The 22,473-nt window shown below is 71.5% G+C and carries 21 protein-coding genes and 1 pseudogene; 11 read left to right on the top strand and 11 right to left on the bottom strand.

The window, feature by feature from the left end; genetic code table 11:
- The first annotated feature begins 430 nt into the window (after nucleotides 1–430).
- Nucleotides 431–928: a hypothetical protein gene (locus AB0C96_RS30080; protein ID WP_362921654.1), complete on the top strand. Its 498-nt coding sequence runs from the start codon at nucleotides 431–433 to the stop codon at nucleotides 926–928.
- Nucleotides 929–1,081: 153 nt separating this feature from the next.
- Here AB0C96_RS30080 and AB0C96_RS30075 read toward each other — a convergent pair whose 3' ends face one another.
- The 6 genes from AB0C96_RS30075 to AB0C96_RS30050 all read right to left on the bottom strand — a co-directional run bounded on the left by AB0C96_RS30075 (nucleotide 1,082) and on the right by AB0C96_RS30050 (nucleotide 6,298).
- Nucleotides 1,082–1,648 (bottom strand): DJ-1/PfpI family protein, encoded by a 567-nt coding sequence (locus AB0C96_RS30075; protein ID WP_362921653.1) that lies wholly within the window; start codon nucleotides 1,646–1,648, stop codon nucleotides 1,082–1,084.
- A 212-nt stretch (nucleotides 1,649–1,860) separates the two neighbouring features.
- On the bottom strand, nucleotides 1,861–2,472 hold the full coding sequence (locus tag AB0C96_RS30070) for a nucleoside triphosphate pyrophosphatase (RefSeq protein WP_362921651.1): 612 nt from the start codon (nucleotides 2,470–2,472) through the stop codon (nucleotides 1,861–1,863).
- A gap of 55 nt (nucleotides 2,473–2,527) precedes the next feature.
- A complete protein-coding gene (locus AB0C96_RS30065; protein ID WP_362921649.1) occupies nucleotides 2,528–4,012 on the bottom strand; it encodes a penicillin-binding protein 2 in 1,485 nt (494 codons plus the stop codon).
- A 163-nt stretch (nucleotides 4,013–4,175) separates the two neighbouring features.
- On the bottom strand, nucleotides 4,176–4,316 hold the full coding sequence (locus AB0C96_RS30060; protein ID WP_362921647.1) for a hypothetical protein: 141 nt from the start codon (nucleotides 4,314–4,316) through the stop codon (nucleotides 4,176–4,178).
- Between the two features lie 127 nt (nucleotides 4,317–4,443).
- Nucleotides 4,444–4,656, bottom strand: a complete 213-nt coding sequence (locus AB0C96_RS30055; protein WP_362921645.1) for an acyl-CoA carboxylase epsilon subunit — start codon at nucleotides 4,654–4,656, stop codon at nucleotides 4,444–4,446.
- A 52-nt stretch (nucleotides 4,657–4,708) separates the two neighbouring features.
- Entirely contained in the window at nucleotides 4,709–6,298 is a 1,590-nt protein-coding gene (locus tag AB0C96_RS30050; protein ID WP_362921643.1) for an acyl-CoA carboxylase subunit beta, read from the bottom strand.
- Between the two features lie 185 nt (nucleotides 6,299–6,483).
- Between AB0C96_RS30050 and AB0C96_RS30045 the strand changes: the two genes are divergently transcribed.
- The 5 genes from AB0C96_RS30045 to hutH all read left to right on the top strand — a co-directional run bounded on the left by AB0C96_RS30045 (nucleotide 6,484) and on the right by hutH (nucleotide 12,669).
- The gene (locus tag AB0C96_RS30045; RefSeq protein WP_362921641.1) at nucleotides 6,484–7,374 is read left to right on the top strand and encodes a biotin--[acetyl-CoA-carboxylase] ligase; all 891 of its coding nucleotides are present in this window, start codon (nucleotides 6,484–6,486) and stop codon (nucleotides 7,372–7,374) included.
- 265 nt (nucleotides 7,375–7,639) lie between these two features.
- Nucleotides 7,640–8,734 (top strand): adenylate/guanylate cyclase domain-containing protein, encoded by a 1,095-nt coding sequence (locus tag AB0C96_RS30040; protein WP_362921754.1) that lies wholly within the window; start codon nucleotides 7,640–7,642, stop codon nucleotides 8,732–8,734.
- Nucleotides 8,735–8,847: 113 nt separating this feature from the next.
- Nucleotides 8,848–9,642, top strand: a complete 795-nt coding sequence (locus tag AB0C96_RS30035) for an enoyl-CoA hydratase-related protein (protein WP_362921639.1) — start codon at nucleotides 8,848–8,850, stop codon at nucleotides 9,640–9,642.
- A 252-nt stretch (nucleotides 9,643–9,894) separates the two neighbouring features.
- Entirely contained in the window at nucleotides 9,895–11,016 is a 1,122-nt protein-coding gene (locus AB0C96_RS30030; RefSeq protein WP_362921752.1) for a diguanylate cyclase, read from the top strand.
- Between the two features lie 114 nt (nucleotides 11,017–11,130).
- Entirely contained in the window at nucleotides 11,131–12,669 is a 1,539-nt protein-coding gene (gene hutH, locus AB0C96_RS30025) for a histidine ammonia-lyase (RefSeq protein WP_362921751.1), read from the top strand.
- A gap of 77 nt (nucleotides 12,670–12,746) precedes the next feature.
- Here hutH and AB0C96_RS30020 read toward each other — a convergent pair whose 3' ends face one another.
- On the bottom strand, nucleotides 12,747–13,166 hold the full coding sequence (locus AB0C96_RS30020) for a hypothetical protein (RefSeq protein WP_362921637.1): 420 nt from the start codon (nucleotides 13,164–13,166) through the stop codon (nucleotides 12,747–12,749).
- A gap of 109 nt (nucleotides 13,167–13,275) precedes the next feature.
- Here AB0C96_RS30020 and AB0C96_RS30015 point away from each other — a divergent pair, with 109 nt between their 5' ends.
- From AB0C96_RS30015 to AB0C96_RS30005, 3 genes are all read left to right on the top strand, one after another.
- Complete coding sequence (locus tag AB0C96_RS30015; protein ID WP_362921635.1) at nucleotides 13,276–13,614, top strand: hypothetical protein; 339 nt, start codon at nucleotides 13,276–13,278, stop codon at nucleotides 13,612–13,614.
- A gap of 306 nt (nucleotides 13,615–13,920) precedes the next feature.
- Nucleotides 13,921–15,189: an Ig-like domain-containing protein gene (locus tag AB0C96_RS30010; RefSeq protein ID WP_362921633.1), complete on the top strand. Its 1,269-nt coding sequence runs from the start codon at nucleotides 13,921–13,923 to the stop codon at nucleotides 15,187–15,189.
- 361 nt (nucleotides 15,190–15,550) lie between these two features.
- Nucleotides 15,551–16,756, top strand: coding sequence for a DUF2786 domain-containing protein (locus AB0C96_RS30005; RefSeq protein ID WP_362921749.1), 1,206 nt, complete (start codon nucleotides 15,551–15,553; stop codon nucleotides 16,754–16,756).
- Between the two features lie 83 nt (nucleotides 16,757–16,839).
- Here the strand turns inward: AB0C96_RS30005 and AB0C96_RS30000 are convergent, their stop codons facing one another.
- The 4 genes and pseudogenes from AB0C96_RS30000 to AB0C96_RS29985 form a co-directional block, all read right to left on the bottom strand.
- On the bottom strand, nucleotides 16,840–17,757 hold the full coding sequence (locus tag AB0C96_RS30000; RefSeq protein WP_362921632.1) for a phosphorothioated DNA-binding restriction endonuclease: 918 nt from the start codon (nucleotides 17,755–17,757) through the stop codon (nucleotides 16,840–16,842).
- 198 nt (nucleotides 17,758–17,955) lie between these two features.
- On the bottom strand, nucleotides 17,956–18,228 hold the full coding sequence (locus tag AB0C96_RS29995) for a hypothetical protein (protein ID WP_362921630.1): 273 nt from the start codon (nucleotides 18,226–18,228) through the stop codon (nucleotides 17,956–17,958).
- Complete coding sequence (locus AB0C96_RS29990) at nucleotides 18,225–18,578, bottom strand: DUF6247 family protein (protein ID WP_362921748.1); 354 nt, start codon at nucleotides 18,576–18,578, stop codon at nucleotides 18,225–18,227. The genes AB0C96_RS29995 and AB0C96_RS29990 overlap by 4 nt, the downstream gene beginning before the upstream one ends.
- 225 nt (nucleotides 18,579–18,803) lie before the next feature.
- A pseudogene (locus AB0C96_RS29985) lies at nucleotides 18,804–18,916 on the bottom strand (peptide-methionine (S)-S-oxide reductase); the annotation flags it as partial.
- A gap of 495 nt (nucleotides 18,917–19,411) precedes the next feature.
- On the opposite strand from AB0C96_RS29985, the gene AB0C96_RS29980 reads away from it, so the two are divergent.
- Nucleotides 19,412–21,091, top strand: a complete 1,680-nt coding sequence (locus AB0C96_RS29980; protein ID WP_362921628.1) for a SpoIIE family protein phosphatase — start codon at nucleotides 19,412–19,414, stop codon at nucleotides 21,089–21,091.
- 315 nt (nucleotides 21,092–21,406) lie between these two features.
- On the top strand, nucleotides 21,407–22,357 hold the full coding sequence (locus tag AB0C96_RS29975) for a hypothetical protein (RefSeq protein ID WP_362921626.1): 951 nt from the start codon (nucleotides 21,407–21,409) through the stop codon (nucleotides 22,355–22,357).
- The last annotated feature ends 116 nt before the right edge of the window (nucleotides 22,358–22,473 follow it).

The following is a 22,473-nucleotide window of genomic DNA, read 5'->3' as shown; positions in this document are numbered from 1 at the left end:
GGGTCCTTCCTTGGCGCTTCGCCGCAACAATAGGGATGCGGCGATTTTAGGGACTGGCGACACCGCATGCCGACCCGTTCCCTGGGGTGACCTTTCCCACACGGAGTGTGCCCGGGGCGCCAGTGAGGGGCCTAAGTCCCCTGGTATCCCAGGGTAGGCCCGGATTCCCGGGCTCCGGCGCCGGACCCCGTGTGGCCTAGGTCTCGAACATCGCACTTCCAGCGGATCGTCAATTCTTTGTGGAGTCCCTACGAATGGGCGAAGGAAACTTTGCGGGCGGCTCGGTCCGTCGGCGCGCCGTCGGACTCCCGCCCGCGCCCTTTCGTGCCCACACGTGCAGACCCCTTGCCCCGGCTATTACCCATTAGTAGCGTGCGCGATGCCCTTCCCGTGCCGGGGACGGCAGCTGTACTTCGGGTAGCAGGCGTGCATGGGTCACGGGCGGAAGTGGGTGGACGTGGTGGCGCGACGACCGGTGGCCTTGGCCGCGGCGGTGGTACTGATCCTGGAGGCGTGCGGGATCGTGCTGCTCAACTGGATCATGAGCATCGTCGTGGACAAGCAGCAGATGTCCCTGGCCGGGTTGGAGCCCGGCGCGATGTCCACCGGCTCGTGGGTGGCCGGCGGCCTCTTCGGCCTCTACCTCCTCTTCTGCGCCGTCCTGCTGATCCGCACCGCACTGCGCGACCGGGCGCCCGGCGGCCTCGGCCGGATCGTCCTCATCAGCGCCGCGGTGGTGCACGGGCTGGTGGGGGCGTTCTCCATCGGCCTGGTCGGCTGGGGCGCGTTCCTGGCGATGATGGTGGTGCTGGGGCTGATCGTGCTGACGCTGGTGGCGTACGGGGACGAGCGGGCGCACGACGGCGGGGAGCCGGCCGCGAGCGGTCCCCCGAACGGCCCGCAGCCGGCGGCGCCGGGCGCCGTCTGATCCGTCCGGGCGCCGTCCGATCCGGACCGGCAGCGTGCCGGTCCGTGCCCGAACTCCCCGTTCCCGGCTGCTATTCGACGTGCGCAGGGAGGCGCCGGTTGCGGGTGCCGGCGGACCGGTGCGCGGCTGCCCGCGCCCCGGACCCGCGGTCCCTCAGCCCTTCACCGGTGCGTGCTCCCGCAGCACCTCCATGAACGCCCGCATCCACTCCGGGTGGTCGTTCCAGGCGCGGGCCGAGACCATCTTGCCGTCGACCACCGCCGAGCCGTCGACGAAGACGCCGCCGCCCATCTCGACGTCCGGGGCGCAGGCCGGGTAGGCCGCGGTGCGGCGGCCCTTGAGGACGCCGAGGGGGGCCAGGGAGACGGCCGCGTGGCAGATGTGGGCCACGGGCTTGTCGGCGTCGAAGAAGTGGGTGACGACCCGGCGGTAGTCGGCGTCGTTGCGGAGGTACTCGGGGCCCCGGCCGCCGGGGAGGACCAGTGCCGCGTACTCGTCGGGGTCGACCTCGGACAGCGCGAGGTCGGACGGCCAGGAGTGCCCCTCGCGCTCGATGTAGGTGTCGAAGGCGTCCACGAAGTCGTGCACGACGAAGTGCAGCTTCTTGCGGGACGGGGCGGCGACCCGCAGCTCGTAGCCCTCCTCCAGCAGCCGCTGGTACGGGTAGAAGAACTCCAGGTCCTCGGTGGCGTCGCCGGCGATGAGCAGGATCTTGGGCATGCGGCGTACTCCTCGTGGTCGCAGCAACCGGTCTGATCGGGGTGATCGGGCCGTATCGGATCAATCGGTTCCCCGCTCGGTGACCCGGAATGCGTCGCCCACTGCCGGTTTTCCGCCGCCGGCCCCGCGTGCGGTCGGGCCGCGATCCGGCCGCCCGGCGCCGGACGCCGTGCGGTCCGGGCCCGGGCGATGCCGCCGTGAGACGCTGAGGTTCAGGTCCAGAGGTCGGTGATGGCCACGTCGAGGTCCGCGAGCAGGCGGCGCAGCAGCGGCAGGGACAGGCCGATGACGTTGCCGGGGTCGCCGTCGATGCCGTCGATGAACGGGGCGGAGCGGCCGTCGAGGGTGAAGGCTCCGGCGACGAAGAGCGGTTCGCCGCTCTCGACGTAGGCGGCGATCTCGGCGTCGGTGGGCTCGCCGAAGCGGACCGTGGTCGAGGCGGTCGCGGCGACCTGCCGGCCGTTGGCGGTGTCGATGACGCAGTGGCCGGTCCGGAGGATGCCACTGCGGCCGCGCATGGACTTCCAGCGGGCGGTGGCGTCCTCGGCGTCGTCCGGCTTGCCGAGCGCCCGGCCGTCCAGCTCCAGGACCGAGTCGCAGCCGATGACCAGCGCGCCCGCGGCCTCCGGGCGGGCGGCGACCGCGGCGGCCTTCGCCTCGGCGAGGACGCGGGCCAGCTCACCGGGCGTACCGGCGGTCAGGGCGTCCTCGTCGACACCGCTGACGATGACCTCGGGCGCCAGACCGGCCTGGCGCAGCAGGGCAAGCCGCGCGGGGGACTGGGAGGCGAGGACGAGACGGTGGGGGCGGGGCTCTTCGGTCATGACCGCCATCGTACGGAGCCGCGGGCGGTGCGGGTGGCCGGGCTGCCGGTTCCGACTACTTGTTGAGGACGGCCTCCATGACCTGCTTGGCGATGGGGCCGCCGAGCTTGCCGCCGGCGATCTCGGCACGGGGGATGTCCATGTCCTTGGGGTCGACGAACACCGCGACCGCCACCGGGGAGGAGCCGTCGCTCTGCTTGGCGTAGGAGACGAACCAGGCGTAGGGGCGCTCGTCGTTGACGTTCGCGCCGTGCTGGGCGGTGCCGGTCTTGCCGCCGACCGTCACCCCGTCGATCTTGGCCTTGGAGGCGGTGCCCTCGTTGACGGTGTACTCCATCATCTCCTGCACCTTCTTCGCGGTGTCGGCGGAGACGGCCTGGGACTTCAGCTTCGGCTCGAACTTCTGGATCGTCGACAGGTCAGGGCCGCGCAGTTCGTCGACGATGTGCGGCATCATCAGCTTGCCGTCGTTGGCCAGCGCCGCGACCACCGTCGCCATCTGCATCGGGGTGCTGGTCAGGCTGCCCTGGCCCATGCCGGTCAGTGCGGTCTGCGGCTTGTCGAGCTTGTCGGGGTAGAGGCTCTTGGTGGCCAGCAGGTCCCCGAGCTCGTCGTCGTAGATGTCGGAGTTGAAGCCGAACTTCTCGGCGGTCTCGCGCATCTTGTCCTTGCCGACCTTCAGCGCGGTGTCCAGGAAGACGTTGTTGCACGACCACTGCATGCCGGTCTTGAGGGAGGCCTTGTCGCAGGGGGCGCCGGCCACGTCATTGCCGATCTTGGTGGTGCTCAGCGGCAGTTGGTACGGGGCGGGGGCGCCGGACGAGGCGTCGATGTCGGTGACCACGCCGTGCTCCAGGGCGGCCGCCGCGGTGAGGATCTTGAAGGTGGAGCCGGGGGCGTAGGTCTCGCGCAGGGCCCGGTTGCTCAGCGGCTTGGTCTTGTCGGCGTCCAGCTCCTTGAACTTCCGGCCCTCGGCGCCGGAGATGCCGGCGAAGACCGACGGGTCGTAGGAGGGGGTGGAGGCCAGCGCGAGGACCCGGCCGTTGCGCGGGTCGAGGGCGACCACCGCGCCCTTGGCGTTGAGGTCCGTCAGCCCCTTGTACGCGGCCTTCTGCGCCTTGGGGTCGATGGTGGTGATCACATCGCCGCCGCGCGGCTTCTCGCCGGTCAGGATGTCCTTGGCGCGCTTGAGGGCGAGCTTGTCGTCCTTGCCGGAGAGCAGCTTGTTGTAGATGCCTTCCAGAAAGGTGGTGCCCTGGGCCTGCGAGGCGAAGCCGGTGACCGGGGCGTACATCGCGCCGTCCTTGTACGTCCGCTTGTACTTGAAGTCGCCGGAGGTGGCCACCGAGCCGGTGATCGGCTTGCCGTCGACGATGATGTTGCCGCGCGGGTAGGAGAACGCCTCGATCTTGACGCGGCGGTTGTTGGGGTCGTTGGCGAGATCGTCGCCCTGGACGAACTGGACCCAGGTCGCGCGCACCAGCAGGGCCAGCACCAGCGCCCCGCAGAAGACGGCTATATGCCTCAGCGGCCTGTTCATCGTTCTCCCACTCCCCACCGGCAGCGCCGGGCGCGCGGCTCGCGTCCGAATTGCGCTCTTCGAGAGTGAAAGATGTCGTTCCGGCGACTGTGGTTGCAGAGGAGAGCTGTGAGCGTTACCTCCCCGGAAGGCTCGCGTCTCGGGAACTTCCCACGTCGCGCGCCTACGGGACCGGGAACCTCCCCGAGAGCAGGAACATCAGCAGCACCGCGGCCACGGCCAGCACGATGCCCAGCCGGCGGAGCTTGGCCTGCACATCGCGCAGCTCCTCGGGCGGCTCATCGGGCGGATCTGACCACAGCATGTATCGATCCTGTGCCCGCCGCGCGCGCGGCGCCTGAGTACGCGTACTCAGGCGCCGGGGAACGAAGGACTAGTCATTGCATCATGCACCGACCTGGCGGACGGCGTGGTGCACGGAGCCGGCCGGGTCAGCGCGGCCAGTAACTCGTCCGCCAGGCCCGCGGCCCCGGGTGCGGCAGCCGCGCCCGCGCCGGAATGGTGGACGCCGGGTCCGACCACTCGCTGCCGCGCTCCGGGCTCCCGGGGGCGACGGCGGCGCCCGCCGCCGCCCGCGCCTGCACCACCGCCAGTGCGGCGGCCAACTCCTCAGGGGTGGGGTTGCCCCGTACGACCTTGATCATCGAGAAGGCTCCTTTACTGAACCCTGTGCGGGACCTTCGGGGTTGCTGCCGGTCAGAGCGGGATGTTGCCGTGCTTCTTCGGGGGCAGGGCCTCCCGCTTGTTGCGCAGCGCGCGCAGCCCGCGGACGATGTGCCGGCGCGTCTCCGACGGCATGATCACCGCGTCGACGTAGCCGCGCTCGGCCGCCACGTACGGGTTCAGCAGGGCGTCCTCGTACTCCTGGATCAGCTCCTGGCGCCGTGCGTCCTGCGCGGCCGGGTCCTCGATCTCGGCCAGCGAGCGGCGGTGCAGGATGTTGACCGCGCCCTGCGCGCCCATGACGGCGATCTGGGCGGTCGGCCAGGCGAGGTTGAGGTCCGCACCCAGGTGCTTGGAGCCCATGACGTCGTAGGCACCGCCGAACGCCTTGCGGGTGATCACCGTGATCAGCGGGACCGTCGCCTCCGCGTACGCGTAGATCAGCTTGGCGCCGCGCCGGATGATCCCGTCGTACTCCTGGTCCGTGCCGGGCAGGAAGCCGGGCACGTCGACGAAGGTCAGCACCGGGATGTTGTAGGCGTCGCAGGTCCGCACGAAGCGGGCGGCCTTCTCGCTCGCCTTGATGTCCAGCGTGCCCGCGAACTGCATCGGCTGGTTGGCCACCACGCCGACCGAGTGGCCCTCGACCCGCCCGAAGCCGGTGACGATGTTCGGCGCGAACAGCGCCTGGGTCTCGAAGAATTCACCGTCGTCCAGGATGTGCTCGACCGCCGTGATCATGTCGTACGGCTGGTTCGCCGAGTCCGGGACGAGGGCGTCCAACTCGCGGTCGTACTCCGAGGTCTCCAGGTCCGCCTCCTCGGGGAAGACGGGCGGCTCGGAGAGGTTGTTGGACGGCAGGTAGGACAGCAGGCCCTTGACGTAGTCGATGGCGTCCTTCTCGTCCCCCGCCATGTGGTGCGCCACACCCGACGTGGTGTTGTGGGTGCGCGCGCCGCCCAGCTCCTCGAAGCCCACGTCCTCGCCGGTGACGGTCTTGATGACGTCCGGTCCGGTGATGAACATGTGCGAGGTCTGGTCGACCATGACCGTGAAGTCGGTGATCGCGGGGGAGTAGACCGCGCCGCCCGCGCACGGGCCGACGATCAGGCTGATCTGCGGGATCACGCCCGAGGCATGGGTGTTGCGGCGGAAGATCTCGCCGTACATGCCCAGCGAGACCACGCCCTCCTGGATGCGCGCGCCGCCGGAGTCGTTGATGCCGACGACCGGGCAGCCGGTCTTCAGGGCGAAGTCCATCACCTTGACGATCTTCTCGCCGAAGACGCCGCCGAGCGCCCCGCCGAAGACCGTGAAGTCCTGCGAGAACACGGCGACCGGGCGGCCGTCGACCGTGCCGTAGCCGGTCACCACGCCGTCGCCGTACGGGCGGCTGCGCTCCATCCCGAAGTTGGTCGACCGGTGCCGGGCGAACTCGTCCAGCTCGACGAACGAGCCTTCGTCCAGCAGCAGATCGATGCGCTCACGCGCCGTCAGCTTGCCCTTGGCGTGCTGCTTCTCCACCGCCCGGGCGGATCCGGCGTGCGTGGCTTCGTCGACCCGTCGCTGAAGATCCGCCAGCTTGCCCGCGGTGGTGTGGATGTTTGCTTCCGGCTCGGACATCGGGATGCGGCTCCTGCTCGTCCTGGACTGTGCTCGTACTGAGGGAGGTACGGGCTCGTACTGAGGGGTACGGGTATGGAAGGCCGTACAGGTACTGAGAGTCATACGGATTGGCTACCGCTTCGTAGCGTATCGGCGGGACTGCTCAGCGGCACTGCGTCGTTGACCACACCTAGGCTGGTCCCATGACGCCTCAACCACCGGGAAACCGGGACAAAGATGCCGGCCGCTGGAGCGATCTGGGCCGTCCCCCGCTGAACGTCACCGCGCTGCGCCGTGCGCTGGTGCGCCCCGGCAGCCTCTGGAGCGCCGTCGACGTCGTCCCCACCACCGGCTCCACCAACACCGATCTGGCGGACCGGGTGGCCGGGGGCGAGCCGGAGGGCGCCGTCCTGGTGGCGGAGGAGCAGACGGCGGGCCGCGGCCGCCTCGACCGGACCTGGTCGGCGCCGCCGCGCTCGGGCCTCTTCTTCTCCGTCTACCTCACCCCCCGCGTCCCCGTGTCGCGTTGGGGCTGGCTCCCGCTGCTCGCCGGCGTCGCCACCGCCACCGCCCTGTCCCGCACGGCCGGCGTCGACACCGCACTCAAGTGGCCCAACGACGTCCTGGTGACGATCGGTGACGAGGAGCGCAAGACCGGCGGCATCCTCGCCGAACGCGCCGGCGACGGCGTGGTCATCGGCATCGGGCTGAACGTCAGCCTGACCGCCGAGGAACTCCCGGTCCCCACCGCGGGCTCGCTGGCCCTCGCCGGCGCCGTCACCACCGACCGTGACCCGCTGCTGCGCGCCGTGCTGCGCTCCCTGGAGCGCTGGTACGGCGAATGGCAGACCGCCGACGGCGACCCGGCCGCCAGTGGCCTCCAGGCGACCTACGCGGTGGGCTGCGCCACCCTGGGCCGCTCGGTGCGCGCCGAACTCCCCGGGGACCGGCAGATCGTCGGTGAGGCGGTCGCCATCGACGGTGACGGCCGCCTCGTCCTGGCCACCGCGGACGGCGTGCAGGAGCCGGTCGGGGCGGGCGACATCATCCATCTGCGCCCGGCCGGAGGGGACGGCACCGGACGCCCGAAGTGACGCGCTGAGAGGGCTCACGATCCCGGCGACGGGCCCTGTATCCACCGAAACCGCCCACGGCTCCGCCCCGGCTCGGCACGACGTACCCGCGACGGGAGAGTGAGCCAGAGCACACCTGCCGTATCGTTGAGGCGGTCCGCCAGGGAGCGGACCACCGGCGAGCAGTGATCGGAAGGGCAGTGCGCACGGATCGGACAGGGAGCGGCCGGTGACCGCCGACGACTCGGGCGCCGGCCCGCGCGACGTGGACATCGAGGACGAGGCCGTGGGCGACGCCCCCGAAGGCGACCCGCCGGTGGACGGCGACGAGGGCGAGAACAGCATCGCGGTCCGTCTGGAACAACTCATCCTCGGCGCCGACCGCCGCTACACGCCGTTCCAGGCGGCCCGCAGCGCCGGCGTGTCGATGGACCTCGCGGCGCGCTTCTGGCGGGCCATGGGCTTCGCCGACATCGGCCAGGTCAAGGCCCTCACCGAGGCCGATGTGCTGGCCCTGCGCCGGCTCGCCGGTCTGGTCGAGGCCGGGCTGCTCAGCGAGGCGATGGCCGTACAGGTCGCGCGCTCCACGGGCCAGACCACCGCCCGCCTCGCCGACTGGCAGATCGACTCCTTCCTGGAGGGCCTCACCGAGCCCCAGGACTCCGGCCTGACCCGCACGGAGATCACCTACCCGCTGGTCGAGCTGCTCCTGCCGGAGCTGGAGGAGTTCCTGGTCTACGTCTGGCGGCGCCAGCTCGCCGCCGCCACCGGCCGGGTCGTGCAGGCCCAGGACGACGCCGAGATGGTCGACCGCCGGCTCGCCGTCGGCTTCGCCGACCTGGTGGGCTTCACCCGGTTGACCCGTCGCCTGGAGGAGGAGGAACTGGGCGAGCTGGTCGAGGCGTTCGAGACCACCGCCGCCGACCTGGTGGCCGCGCACGGCGGCCGGCTCATCAAGACCCTCGGCGACGAGGTCCTCTTCGCCGCCGACGACGCCGGCATCGCCGCCGAGATCGCGCTGCGGCTGATCGAGACGATGGCCCACGACGAGACGATGCCGGAGCTGCGGGTCGGCATCGCCTTCGGCACGGTCACGACCCGGATGGGCGATGTCTTCGGTACCACCGTCAACCTGGCCAGCCGGCTGACCTCCATAGCGCCCAAGGACACCGTGCTGGTGGACGAGGCGTTCGCGGAGGAGCTCGGGCGGACCGGCGAGGCCCCGGTGTCCGAGGCGGACGCCGCGGCCGCGCAGAAGGCCGCCGAGGAGGGCACCGGCGCCGCGCCGCCGTCGTACCGCTTCGCGCTGCAACCGATGTGGCAGCGGCCGGTGCGCGGCCTGGGTGTGGTGGAGCCGTGGCTGCTGACCCGGCGCGAGTGACGGGCCGCCGGCGCGGAGCCGGCCGGTCCCGTCCTGTCGCTGCGGGCGTCGACCTGACATGATCCCCACCAGCGTGGTCAACGTTCGTTAACAGGGGCACCTGGGAGGGCTTTATGCAGCGGTTCGGCACGGACGCATGGGTCGGGATCGAGCGCCACGGCTTCGTCGCGGAGCTGGTCATGGACCGCCCCAAGGCCATGAACGCGGTCTCCACGGCGATGGCCGACGCCCTGTCCGAGGCCTGCGCCGCGCTGGCCGCGGACCGCACCGTACGGGCGGTGGTCCTCACCTCCACCCATGAGCGGGCGTTCTGCGTGGGCGCCGACCTCAAGGAGCGCAACTCCTTCACCGACGCCGACCTGATGCGTCAGCGCCCGCGCACCCGGGCCGCCTACACCGGCGTCCTGGAGCTGCCGATGCCCACCCTCGCCGCGGTGCACGGGTTCGCGCTGGGCGGCGGCTTCGAGCTGGCGCTGGCCTGCGACCTGATCGTTGCGGACGGCACCGCGGTGGTCGGCCTGCCGGAGGTGTCGGTGGGGGTGATCCCCGGCGGTGGGGGCACCCAGCTGCTGCCGCGCCGGGTGGGCGCGGCGCGCGCCGCCGAGCTGGTGTTCACCGCGCGGCGGGTGCCGGCGGCCGAGGCCGCGGAGCTGGGTCTGGTCGACCGGGTGGTGGCGGACGGGCAGGACCGGGCCGAGGCGCTGGAACTGGCGGCCGCCATCGCCCGTAACTCGCCGGTGGGGCTGCGCGCCGCCAAGCGCGCGATGCGCCTGGGCCACGGCCTCGACCTGCGGGCCGGTCTGGAGCTGGAGGACGGCGCCTGGCGCAGTGTGGCCTTCTCCGGTGACCGGGCGGAGGGCGTGGCGGCGTTCAACGAGAAGCGGGATCCGGAGTGGCCCGGTGAGTGACGCGGTCATCACCGCCCGCCGGCCGGCCAGTTGGTCACGTACCGTAGTCGTCTCGTCATCGGTCTCGGAATCGGCGCTCACCAGCCGCGACGCACATAACGCCCCGGTGTCAATCCCACGCTGAAAGGGGCGAAAGGGGTTAAACATTCCTACGCTGTAGTACGGAGCGTGCTCACGGTGACGGAATGTGAGGATCCGGTGACGGGCGAGGGCGATGTGCGGCTGCGGGCCGTGGTGGAGCTGGCGCAGGCGATGGCGGCCGCGCACACTCCGCGCGAATCGGCGCACGCCGCGGCGCAGGGCGTGCGCCAGGCCCTGGGCGGTTCCTTCGCGGCGATCTCGAAGTGGGAGCGCGAGCTGGGGAAGCTGCGGGTGCTGGTCAACGTCGGCGAACTCGCCGAGGGCGAGGAGGAGTTCCCGGAGGACGAGAGCTACCCGGTCCACGAGTTCCCGGAGATCGTCGACTTCCTGCACGAGCAGTGGGCCGGCGGCGGGGAGCCCACGGCCTGGGTGGAGACGGCCGAGGGGGATCCGCCGCCGCGGCCCCGGCCCGGCGGTCCGGAGGTGGTCCGCGGTCCGTACAACCACCAGCGGGTGGCCGCGCTGCGCCGCCGCGGCCGGGCCTGCTGTGTGGTCGCGCCGATCGTGCTGCACGGCCGGGCGTGGGGCGAGCTGTATGTCGCCCGGCGCACCGGCGAGCCGCTCTTCGAGCGGGCGGACGCCGACTTCGCGAGCGTGCTCGCGGCCGTCACGGCCGCCGGCATCGCCCAGACCGAGCGGCTGGCGGAGGCCCGCCGGCTGGCCTTCACCGATGCCCTGACCGGTCTCGCCAACCGCCGCGCGGTCGACATGCGGCTGGACGAGGCGCTGGAGCTGCACCGCGCCGGCGAGGTGGTGGTCAGCCTGGTGGTGTGCGACCTGAACGGGCTGAAGCGGGTGAACGACTCGCGCGGCCATGCGGTGGGGGACCGGCTGTTGGAACGGTTCGGTTCGGTGCTGTCGCTGTGCGGCGCGATGCTGCCCGGCACGCTCGCCGCCCGGCTCGGCGGCGACGAGTTCTGTCTGCTCGCGGTCGGCCCGCCGGCGGACGAGGTGGTCAAGGTGGCCGGTGAACTGTGCGACCGGGCGGGGGAGTTGGACCTCGGCGAGGGCGTCGCGGTGGGGGTCGCCTCGACCGGTGACCCGATCGGCCCGGTGCACAGCGGCCGCCGGCTCTTCCGGCTCGCGGACGCCGCGCAGTACAAGGCCAAGGCGGCGGGCTCGGGCGAGCCGGTGGTGGCCGGCCGGCACGGCGGCAAGGACGATCCCGTCGTACGGCTCGCGGACGCCCCGGACCGCCGTGCGGGGCCGGAACGCCGGCGCTTCCGGAGGTGAGGTGGCAGGTCCCTGCCCGCGCCCCGGGCGCCGTGCCTACGCCCCGTAAGGGGTGATCCCGAAATCCGGTGGTGACATCTGGCGATTCAGTCTCTAGGGTGCCTGAATATGGATATGCACACTGTGGTGCTGGGGACGTCCGGCACGACCGCACAGGACGTCGTCGCGGTGGCCCGCGGCGCGGCCCGGATCGAGCTGTCCGAGGAGGCCCTCGCGGCCGTCGCCGCCTCCCGCGCCTTCATCGACGAACTCGCCGCCAAGCCCGACCCCGTCTACGGCGTCTCCACCGGCTTCGGTGCCCTCGCCGTCCGCCACATCAGTCCCGAGCTGCGCGTACAGCTCCAGCGCAACATCGTGCGCTCGCACGCGGCCGGCATGGGCCCGCGGGTCGAGCGCGAGGTGGTCCGCGCGCTGATGTTCCTGCGACTGAAGACGCTCGCCTCCGGGCACACCGGCGTCCGCCCGCTGGTCGTCGAGACCATGGCCGCGATACTCAACGCCGGCATCACCCCGGTCGTCCACGAGTACGGCTCCCTCGGCTGTTCCGGCGACCTCGCACCGCTCTCGCACTGCGCGCTGACGCTGATGGGCGAGGGCGATGCGGAGGGCCCCGACGGCGTCGTCCGGCCGGCCGGCGAGCTGCTGGCCGCGCACGGCATCGAGCCCGTCGAGCTGCGCGAGAAGGAGGGCCTGGCCCTCCTCAACGGCACCGACGGCATGCTCGGCATGCTCGTGATGGCCTGCGCCGACCTGGCCCGCCTGTTCACCTCGGCGGACATCACCGCGGCCCTCTCCCTGGAGGCGCTGCTCGGCACCGACAGGGTGCTGGCGCCCGAGCTGCACGCCATCCGCCCGCACCCCGGGCAGGCCGCCTCCGCCGCCAACATGCTGAAGGTGCTGGCAGGTTCGGGCTTCACCGGCCACCACCAGGACGACGCCCCGCGCGTGCAGGACGCCTACTCCATCCGCTGCGCCCCCCAGGTCGCCGGCGCCGGCCGGGACACCCTCGACCACGCCCGTCTGGTCGCCGACCGTGAGCTGGCGTCCGCGGTCGACAACCCCGTCGTGCTGCCGGACGGCCGGGTGGAGTCCAACGGCAACTTCCACGGTGCGCCGGTCGCCTACGTGCTGGACTTCCTGGCCATCGCCGCGGCCGACCTGGGCTCGATCGCCGAGCGCCGTACCGACCGCCTGCTCGACAAGAACCGCTCGCACGGCCTGCCCGCCTTCCTGGCCGGCGACCCGGGCGTCGACTCGGGCCTGATGATCGCCCAGTACACCCAGGCCGCGCTGGTCAGCGAGCTGAAGCGGCTGGCCGGGCCCGCCTCGGTGGACTCCATCCCGTCCTCCGCCATGCAGGAGGACCACGTCTCGATGGGCTGGTCCGCGGCCCGCAAGCTGCGCACCGCGGTCGACAACCTCACCCGGATCATCGCCGTCGAGCTGTACGCGGCGACCCGCGCCGTCGAGATGCGCGAGGGGCTCACCCCGGCCCCGGCCACCCGTGCGGTGCTGGAGGCGGTGCGCGCCGCGGGCATCCAAGGTCCGGGCGAGGACCGCTTCCTGGCACCGGACCTGGAGGGCGCGTACGCGTTCGTCCGGGACGGCAAGCTGGTGGCGGCCGTGGAGGCGGTCACCGGAGAGCTGGCGTAAGCCGTGGGCGACGGCTCCGGGCGCGGTGCCCCGGGGCCGTTTCCGGGCGCGGTGCCCGGGGCCGTTCCGGCGGACGGTCAGGCCGTCTCGTCGCGGGTGCGGCGCACCGAGTAGGCGACCAGCCCGGCGCCGAACGCGAGGCAGGCCGCGCCGCCGATCACGTACGGGGTGGTGTCCGGGCTGCCGGTGTCGGCGAGGTAGTGCCGCGGGGCGGCGGAGCCGGAGTCCTCGGCGCCGCTCCCCGTACCGCTCGGCCGCTCCCCGCTCGTCGCGGAGTCGGCCGCGCCGGCTCCCGCGCCGCTGCCCGTGCGGCTCGCCCGGTCCGCCCGGTCCGTCGTGCCGGTCAGGCCCGGCGCGGCCGGTGCGGAGTCCGCCCGCAGGGCGGAATCCTTCGCTCCGTCAGTTCCCACGATCGCATTCGCGGACGGCACGAACCACAACGCGAACAGCACCGATCCCGCGGCTGCGGCGGTCAGTAGTGGTCGTCGTGCGGTCACGGAAGCGATCCCCCTTGTGGGTTCGGTGAATTGGCCGTTGAGCGCAGATGTTAGTGACCGCCGCGGGTCGCGGGGAAGTCAGGACCCGTCCAGTCCTAACCTCCGTGCTATGAGCAATGGTGAGACATCACGTTTTGTACGGCTTCATGTCGAACTGGTCATGGAGATCACCGACGCCGGTCAGCTGACCCACGCGGCCCTCGACCGCATCGACGGCGATCCCTCACTCCCCGACGACGAGCGCAGACAGTCCCAGGAGACCGTCAAGGAGGATCCAGCCGAGGCGCTGGCCCACCTGATCGACCCGTTCGACCTCGTCACCGCCGTCCCGGGCGCCGAGCTCGCCCAGGCGTCCTGGAGCAGCGAGGGGCTGGCCGACTACGACCCGGACGCCGAGTGGGACGCGGCGGAGTGGGACCTGGCGGACGACTCGGACGGGGAGGGCTGACACCGGGGCGCACCCCCACCATCCACCGGCCACGGCCCCCGTACGGCTCCCCGCCGTACGGGGGCCGACGACGTGGCGGTCCGGGCCTCCCGCCACCGGGGCCGTCATGCCTACCTGAGCCGCCATACCCCCCTGGACCCGCCATACGTGGCCTACCCCACATTTTCGGGAGGAATGGAACGGGCGAAACGGAAAAGGCGTTCACTTGGCGTCGCCCGGAATGGCGGCGTCCAGATATGCCCGCGCTCAGTGGGCGGCTCGCTCGGGGATTCGTCTGCGAAATCGGTAGCAATGGAGATGCGTGTGATGACGGACAGCAAGCGCCGCAAGCGCCTCATAGTCAGCACTGCGCTGCTGGGGGGCGCGGTCACGCTGGCTGCGTGTGGAGGCAGCAGCAGCGCGGCCGACCACGGCAGCGCGGCTGACAGCGGCAGCACCCGTCACGAGACCACCCAGCAGGTCGACGAGGCCGCCGCCAGGGATGCCTCGGACGCCAAGATCACAATCACCCCGAAGGACGGCGCCACCAACGCGGGCAGCCGTAACGCCAAGGTGACGGTCAGTGGCGGACGGCTCACCGACGTCACCATGACCTCCGTCGTGACCAAGCGGACGGTCCAGGGCACGCTGTCCGCCGACGGCACGTCCTGGACGCCGAACCAGGCCCTTCAGCGCTCGACGACGTACACGGTCACCGCGCACGCGGTCGACGCCCAGGGCCGTACGGCAGTGGAGAACTCCCGCTTCACCACCGCCGCCCCGACCCACACCTTCTTCGGGAACTTCACGCCGGAGGACGGTTCGACGGTCGGCGTCGGCATGCCGGTGTCGATCAACTTCGACAAGCCGATCAAGAACAAGGCCGCCGTCGAGTCCGCGATCACGGTCTCGGCCAGCAGCAACCAGCAGGTCGTCGGCCACTGGTTCAGCGACACCCGGCTGGACTTCCGTCCCCAGGACTACTGGATGCCGAACTCCGAGGTCACCATGAACCTCGGCCTCGCCGGCGTCCAGGCGTCGCCCGGCATCACCGGCGTCCAGAACAAGACCGTCAGCTTCCACATCGGCCACGCGCAGGTCAGCACCGTCGACACCAAGACGCACAAGATGACCGTGGTGCGGGACGGGCGGGTCATCAGGACCATCCCGATCTCGGCCGGCAGCGCCGAGCACCCGACCTACAACGGCACGATGGTCATCTCCGAGCGCTTCAAGCAGACCCGCATGAACGGCTCGACGGTCGGCTTCAAGAAGAAGAACGGCAAGGGCGAGTACGACATCCCCGACGTCCCGCACGCCCAGCGCCTGTCGGCCTCCGGCACCTTCATCCACGGCAACTACTGGGGCAAGGGCGTCTTCGGCCACACCAACACCAGCCATGGCTGCATCGGCCTGAAGGACGTCAAGGGCGCCAAGAACCCCAAGACGGACGGCGCCTGGTTCTTCGACCACTCGCAGACCGGCGACGTGGTCGAGGTGATCAACTCCCCCGACCGCGCCATCAAGCCGGACAACGGCCTCAACGGCTGGAACATGGACTGGTCGCAGTGGGTGGCGGGCAGCGCGCTGCGCTGACCCGTGGCCGCCCGACGGCCGCCCGCCGTGGCGGACGGCCACCCGTGACGGGCTCGACAGCGAGGGACGCCCGGCCCCGCCGTGCAGGCGGTGTGCCGGGCGTCCGTCATGCCGGGGTGCCGCCGCCGAACGGGGTGCCGATCACGCGGCGCCAGCGTGAGCGTGAGCGCGAGTGCCAGTGCCAGTGCCAGTGCCAGTGCCAGTGCCAGTGCCAGCGTGAGCGCGAGTGCCGGCGCTGCCGCCGACGGCCCGCGGAGCGCGGCGGCCGCGGGGCCCTCCGTAGAGTGACCGGGTGAGTGAGCGCGGAAGAACGGGGCGCGGCGGGCCGCGCGGGTCGGCGGCGGACGAACTGGTCGCGGAGGTGCTCGGCCGGGTCCGCTACGCGGCCGACGGCGCACCGGCCGAGGACGCCATCGAGGCCGGCGCGTCGGTGCTGGCCGCGGCCGCGCCCGGCCGGGAGGCGGTGAGCGCGGCGGTGGTCGCGGCCGGCGCCGCGGCGGTCCGGCAGTGCTGGGCGGGCGGCTGGCACCCCGCCGACCTGGAGCGGATCGTACGGCGCGACGCGGCCGGCGGCGGGCTCACCGCACTGGTCGTGGACTTCATCGCGGCCGAGGCCGCCCGGCCGTCCGGGAACCGGCCCGCGCACGACCCCCGCTGGTCGGAGCAGCTGGGTCGACTCGGCGCCGAGGTCTGGTGGGAGTCCGATCGCGGGTACCTCGACGCGGTGGCCGGGCGCCGTCGCAGCTCCCGCTTCGAGACCGCCTACGACGTGCTGGCGGCGCTGCGCGCCCTCGCCCGGCTGCCGCGGATCACCCCGCTGCCGGCCCCGCCGAAGGCCGGGGCGCCGCACGCACCCCGTCCCGGCGGCGCCGCGGCCCGCGCCCTCGGCCGGATCCGCGGCCTGCTCGCCAAGGCCGAGGCGACCGACTACGCCGAGGAGGCGGAGGCGCTGTCCGCCAAGGCGCAGGAGCTGATGGCCCGGCACAGCATCGACGAGGCGCTCCTCGCCGGTGCCGACGACGGCTCCGCGCGCGGCCCCGGCGGCCCCTCGGCCATCCGTATCGGCATCGAGGGACCCTACGAACAGGCCAAGGCGCTGCTCCTCGACGCGGTCGCCGCGGCCAACCGCTGCCAGGCCGTCTGGGCCGCCGACGTCGGCTTCTCCACGCTGGTCGGCTTCCCGCCGGACCTGGAGGCGGCCGAACTGCTCTACACCTCGCTGCTCCTCCAGGCGACCGCCGCGATGAACCGCGCCGGCGACGACCACCACGCCGCCGGCCGCTCCCGCCGCACCCGGGACTTCCGCCACACCTTCCTCGTCGCCTACGCGGACCGCATCCGTGACCGCCTGGCGGCGGCCACCGCCGCCGCGACGGCCGCGGCCACCGCCGAGTCCGCCGCTCCCGGCCTCCTCCCGGTCCTCGCCGCCCGCGAACTCGCCGTCGAGGAGACCACCGGAGCCCTCTTCCCGGACACCGCCCCGGTCCGCCTGCGCGGCGTACGCGACGCGGCCGGCTGGCACCAGGGCAGGTCCGCCGCGGACCGCGCACGCCTGGGCGATACCTGACGGTTCGTCAACCGCCGTGCCGACTCCGCCGCGGGGCCGGGCGGTCGGGCGGTCGGGCGGCCGAGCGGCACGCGGAACGGTCGTCAGGCGTGCTCCCGTATGCGTGGTTCGCCTATGCGTGGTTCGCCGCGGAACACCTGCGCCGTGTGCCACTGGATGCGCTCGGGAGCGATCCGCGCACTGCCGTTCTGCGGCCCGACGAGGGACTGCCCGGAGAGGTCGAGCACCTGGTTCCGGGCGGCGGTGCCATGGCCGACGAACTCCCGGGAGACGGTGATCCGCCGGCCGGCATCGAGGCCCAACACGCCTCTGTCGAACAGCTTGTGGTGCAGCGAGCACAGGCACAGACAGTTGGCGAGGTCGTCCGGCCCCTTGAAGGCCCACCACTGCACGTGCGCGGCCTCCAGCCCGACCGGCACCCTGCCGAGCGACCCGTCGAAACCGCAGAAGGCGCAGCGGTACTCGTACGCGATGAGCACCTGCCTGCGCAGCTCGACCGCTCGCCGTCGCCCCTGCGCCGGGCCGGCGGCGAGCGGCGTTTCGCCCGCCGGTTCCAGGTCGAGCCCTACGGCGGCGGCGATGTCCGAGTGGATCGACGGCGGGAAGTGGACGTCCAGCAACCGGTGCGCCAGCCGCCCCAGCAGCGCCGGGTCCGCGGCGAGCGCGGACCGGAGCCCGGGAACCAGTCGCCCCTGCGCACCACTCTCGCGCAGCGCCCGCACCCCCGTACCGGGACTCGCGCCCCCGTCGGCCGTGCGCACCTCCCAGACACCGTCATTGGCGAGGTGGTGGAACGGGTACGCGGGCGACGTGCGGTGAGCGGGCCCGTAGTCCTGCAACAGCTCACTCAGCTCACGCTCGACCTCCGAGTAGCGCATCGGCTGCTCGGGATGCCGCTGGAACCGTCCCAACGCATAGAGCAGCAGCAGCGGTTTGTGCGGCGCCCTGGCCCCGTTCTGCGCCCACTGACGCAGCTTCCCCACCCGCTCGATCCAATCCATGACACGCGACTCTAGGCCGGGGCCCCGGGCACCCCTCCCCGAACACCCGTCCGCGGTCACGATCCCCAACGTCGACAAGTCACCGTCTCCGCAAGGGCATTGGGCCCTGGCTTCCTGGATCTCGAAGCCTGCCAGCGGCGCCGAGCCGTCGGCCGGGTTCACGCCGGCGGGGGCGCGCGAGATCGTCAGCGGTGGCGGCTACAGCGCGTCGAACGGCGGCACGATACGGACGACGATGATCACCGGGTCACGCGGCGCCACCAGGAAGTAGAACCAGCCGCCGGCTGCGTCCATGCGGCGCAGACCGCCCGGTCGGGGACCGTTGCCGAAGTCGCTGATGTCGATGCCCGTACGTGCAAGGTCGACGAGCTGGCCGGCCAGACGTTCCACTTCCGCCACCACATGGGCGGGGATGCCGCCCGCCACATGGTGGTGGTCGGGGTCGTACTCCCAGCGCCAGTCAGCGCTCACCGGGTCGGGAGGCCGATGGCGGCGTGGGCTTCGTCCAGGATCCGGCCGATCTCGGAGGCGGCCTGCCGTGCCTGAGCCGCGTCACCCGACTCGGCGGCGTCCTCCCACCGGCGGAGGTCCGCTGCCGCCTCGGGCCGACGCTGGATGTGGACATAGACGGCCCACTGGGCGATGAACCGCTGGAGCGGCGCCAGGTCGGAGCCCTGCCGGGACTGGTCGGCCGCTTGGTCCAACTCCCGTGTGAAGGCCGGCAGCGCTGCGGGCGCGATCTGACTGATGGCCTGCCGCAGCGCGGCAACCGTGGCAGGGGGTTGGGGAATGAGCGGCTGCCCAGAGGCGGAGGTGGTCATGGCTGCTCCCATGGGCGTGATTCTGATCCCTTGCCTCAGCGTATCGGGCATGAGTGCTCTTCCTCCGCTCGAACGAGTGAGGGCGAGGCAGTGCGGCTACCCGTGCCCGATCCGGCTCGGCGAGATCACCTCAGTGGCCGACCGGGGCGTCGCCGTCCGTGCCGTCCGGCGCGGGCGTGACACCGGTCGGGCACGCCCGTCCCCCGTTTGCCTCCGACGGGGCACTCAGCCGTCGGCCGGGGCCACACCGACCGGACAGGGCACCCCCGTCCCTCCCCGATCCCGCAGTAGCCGTCGGGGTTCTCGTCCAGATGCCGTTGGTGGCCGGCCTGTCCCGGTGCTGCACGCGCTGTCCCTCTCGGTGCGGCCAGTGATCTCCAGGTCTCGTGTAGGCGGTCGTGGCCAAGGCCGGCCCGTACGGGTTGAGGCGCCCGGCTGGGCGTCCGAGACGAAGCGGCGGGCGCTCTGCCAGGACCCCACCTGTGCCGCGCGTTCAGCGACCGGCGTGGGCCGAGCGGGGGGAACGCCTTCGCTTGCCCGGCCGACCCGGTCTGCCGGGTGAGACGTCTAGCGCAAGATCCAGGAAGTCACTACCATGCGCACGATCCGGCCACAGCCGGGTCGGTCCGGCGATCTTCCCCGGAAGGGCGGGAGCACTCTCTGCTACAAGAGCCCGTTCGCATCTAGGAGGGAATGGTGTCGCAGTCCCGCAGGCTCTCGAGTCACCTCACTGGCTGGTTTTCATCGGCCGCCCGTTACACTGCGTGGCCCATCTGGTCGAGCCCGGTCGGCTCCTCGGAGGGAAGTAGCGCACACCGCCGCAGGGAGATCCAGTGAGAGACGTAGGGCCGGTGCGTGCTGCCGTTTTCCGGGAGGATGAGTCCAGTCCCGGCCCCTTCCAGGCCAACGCGAGCACGGTGCAGGCGGGTTTCTTCTGCTGGGAGATCGCCACTGGCGAGGTGAGCTGCGATCCGGTCACCCTCGCACTGCACGGCATGCCCGAGAGCGGCCCGTCGGACCTCTTGAGCTTCCTGGCCGCAGTGCACGAGTCCGATCTGGCCGATGTGCGCGATGCCTTGGGGTTGATAGCGGAATCCTGCGGTAACTACCAGATCGAGTACCGCGTCTCCTCCGACGACGGCCGGTACCGGTCCCTGGAAGCCCGGGGCCGGGTCCTGCCCGGCGCCGACGGGCTGCCGGCCCGCATGGTCGGAGTGGTCATGGACACCACGGCCGTCCATGAGCGCCACGAAGCGGAGCGGCGGCGGCTGTACGAACGCGCCACCCGTGACCGCTGGATGCAGGAACTGACCGCGGCTCTGGCCGCCGCGGTGACGGTCAAGGACATCATGGCCGCCGCACAGGCAGGACTGCGTACCTTCGGAGCGGGCGCGCTGGCAGTGATCGCCCCGGAGAGGGACCGGTTGTCCGTCGTCGCCTCGTGCGCCGACGACGAGCAGGGCGAGGACTCGATACGAGTCCTCGACGCCACGGTCCGCACACTCGTGGAGGAGTCGCTCGACCGCGGGGCGCCGGTCCTCATCGGCTCCGCGGACGCGCTGATCGCCGGTTATCCGCACCTGGCCCCGCTTGAGCAGTCGGCTCGACAGGCGTGGGCGGCACTGCCGCTCACGGACTCGCGCGGTCGCGTCAGTTCCTGCCTCGTCAGTTTCCCCGAGCCGCAGGAATTCCTGCCCGAGGAGCGGGCCCTCCTGGTCGCCGCCATGGGACTGCTCGCCCAGTCGCTGGAGCGAGCCGGCATGTACGAGTCGGAGCACGCGCTCGCGACCGAGCTCCAGCGCGGCATGCTGCCGCGCGGGCCGCTCACGGTGCCGGGTGTGACCATCGCCGCCCGCTACCAGGCCGCCACCTCCGGCATGTGGATCGGTGGGGACTGGTACGACGCCATCAGCCTGCCCGACGGCGGCGTGGCTCTGGTCATCGGAGATGTGCAGGGACACAGCGTTCACGCCGCGTCTCTCATGGGGCGGCTGCGCACCGCCGTGCACGCCTACGCGAACGAAGGACACCCGCCTGCGGCCGTCCTGGAACGCACCAACCGCCTGCTGGCCGAGCTGAACACCGACCCGGACAGGGCCCTGTTCGCCACGTGCTGCTACATCGCGCTCACCCCCTCCGACGGAAGGGTCCAGGTGTGCCGGGCGGGCCATCCGGCCCCAGCGCTGATCACACCCCGCAAGCCGCCGCGCCTCCTGGAGGTCCCCGGCGGCCTCCCTCTGGGGATCGACCGGGAGCAGCGGTACCCGACCACCCGCCTGCGCATCGCTCCGGGCAGCGTGCTCGCGCTGACCACCGACGGCCTGCTCGAGGCCGTGAACAAGGACATCGACCAGGGCTTCGAGAGGTTTCTCAAGGGTCTGCGAGGGGCTCCCACGGCGGACCTGGAGACCGTTGTCGATGCCCTCCTTGCCGGTACGCAGAAGGCTCACGGCCTGGGTGACGACGTCGCTCTGCTCCTGGCTCGTCTGAACAAGCCCGACCGCCGCAGCTGACCCGGGCCCGACCCGGTATGCCCTCAACTGGCCGGGAACGCAGGGCACTTGTATCCGCGGCCAATCGAATTTCCCGTCCGTGGTACTGCCCGGCGCAAGACGAAGAGCGCCAATGAAACGAGACCTCTGTCGAACGTCATCGGCCGGCAGGGTAATTTACATCGCTGGTTGGGACTGCCTGGTCATGCTCCATGCGGGCCTTGGCATGCCGCATCGGCGATGTCGCTGGATGCCGCGAATGGCAGAGAATTACCGAGAGCGAGCTGACGTATGGAAAATTTCCGAATACCGGACCTTTACATACCCGTACGGGCAGTGCTCAATCCGGAACTCCAGGAGGCCGCGGCGGCCGCTGAGGCGTGGTTGGACGAGTTCGGTCTGGTGCCCACCGAAGAGGCGCGTCGGCATGTGCAGCGCACTCGTGTGGACCGGCTCACCGCGTGGCTGTGCCCCAACGCCCCACAGGAGGCGCTGACGCTGATCACCCAGTGGAACGCGTGGCTGTTCCAGTTGGACGACCAGTTCGACGATGACCCGGTGCGCGGTTACCAACCCGAGCAGTGGCGGGACGCGTTCGGGCCGTTGTTCGCCGTATTCGACGGAAACGTCACGAGTGGGCGACTGGCGCGTTCCCTGGCCGATCTTTGGCGCCGTACCGCGGCTGTCCGTTCTTCCACATGGCAGCGCAGATTTGTCCCGCACCTGTTGTGGTATTTCGACAGCTACCGAGCCGATATGATTCATCGGGAGGAAGGGCGTGTACCCGGCCTACAGCAATATCTCGCCCACCGTCGTGCCTCGTTCGCATTCGATGCCGTCCTGGACCTGGTGGAAATCGGTATCGGTGTGGACCTGCCCGACCAACTGCATGCGAATCCAGCCTTCGCGGACATGCGAGAGGCAGTGATCTACGCGAATGCCTGCATTAACGATCTCTACTCGCTGCCCAAAGAACTCGCCCACGACTACGCGTTCAACGCCGTCACGGTGATCAGCCACCACCACCGGTGCGGCCTCCAGGAGGCGGTGGAGCGAGTGGCCGTGATGCAGGCCGGATACGTCCAGCGCATCCTCGATCTCGAACAGGTCCTGCCCGAGCGGCTGGCACGTTCCGGCCTCGCCGACGACGTCATCGTCGACGCGCTCCGCTGTGTCAGGGACTTCCATGCGCTCACCGCCGGGAACGTCGCCTGGTCGAAGGAGACCGGGCGCTATGCGGAGATAGAGGCCAAGCCGACCTATCTGGCGGACTTGTTCATTCCGTAGGACCCGTCGGCCGTCGCCCATGCGCGTCAGGGCACCGCCGTGGCAGCGGCACGGAGGATCCTCAGGCGGCACGGTGCCGACCTGGCGCGGAACCGGTCAACGAGCCGTCCGCGCTC

Origin of the sequence: Streptomyces sp. NPDC048506, assembly GCF_040651315.1 — a bacterium.
Classification (GTDB): Bacteria; Actinomycetota; Actinomycetes; order Streptomycetales; family Streptomycetaceae; genus Streptomyces.
The sequence above is the reverse complement of the archived record's forward strand: the minus strand, read 5'-3'. Positions and strand labels throughout refer to the sequence as shown.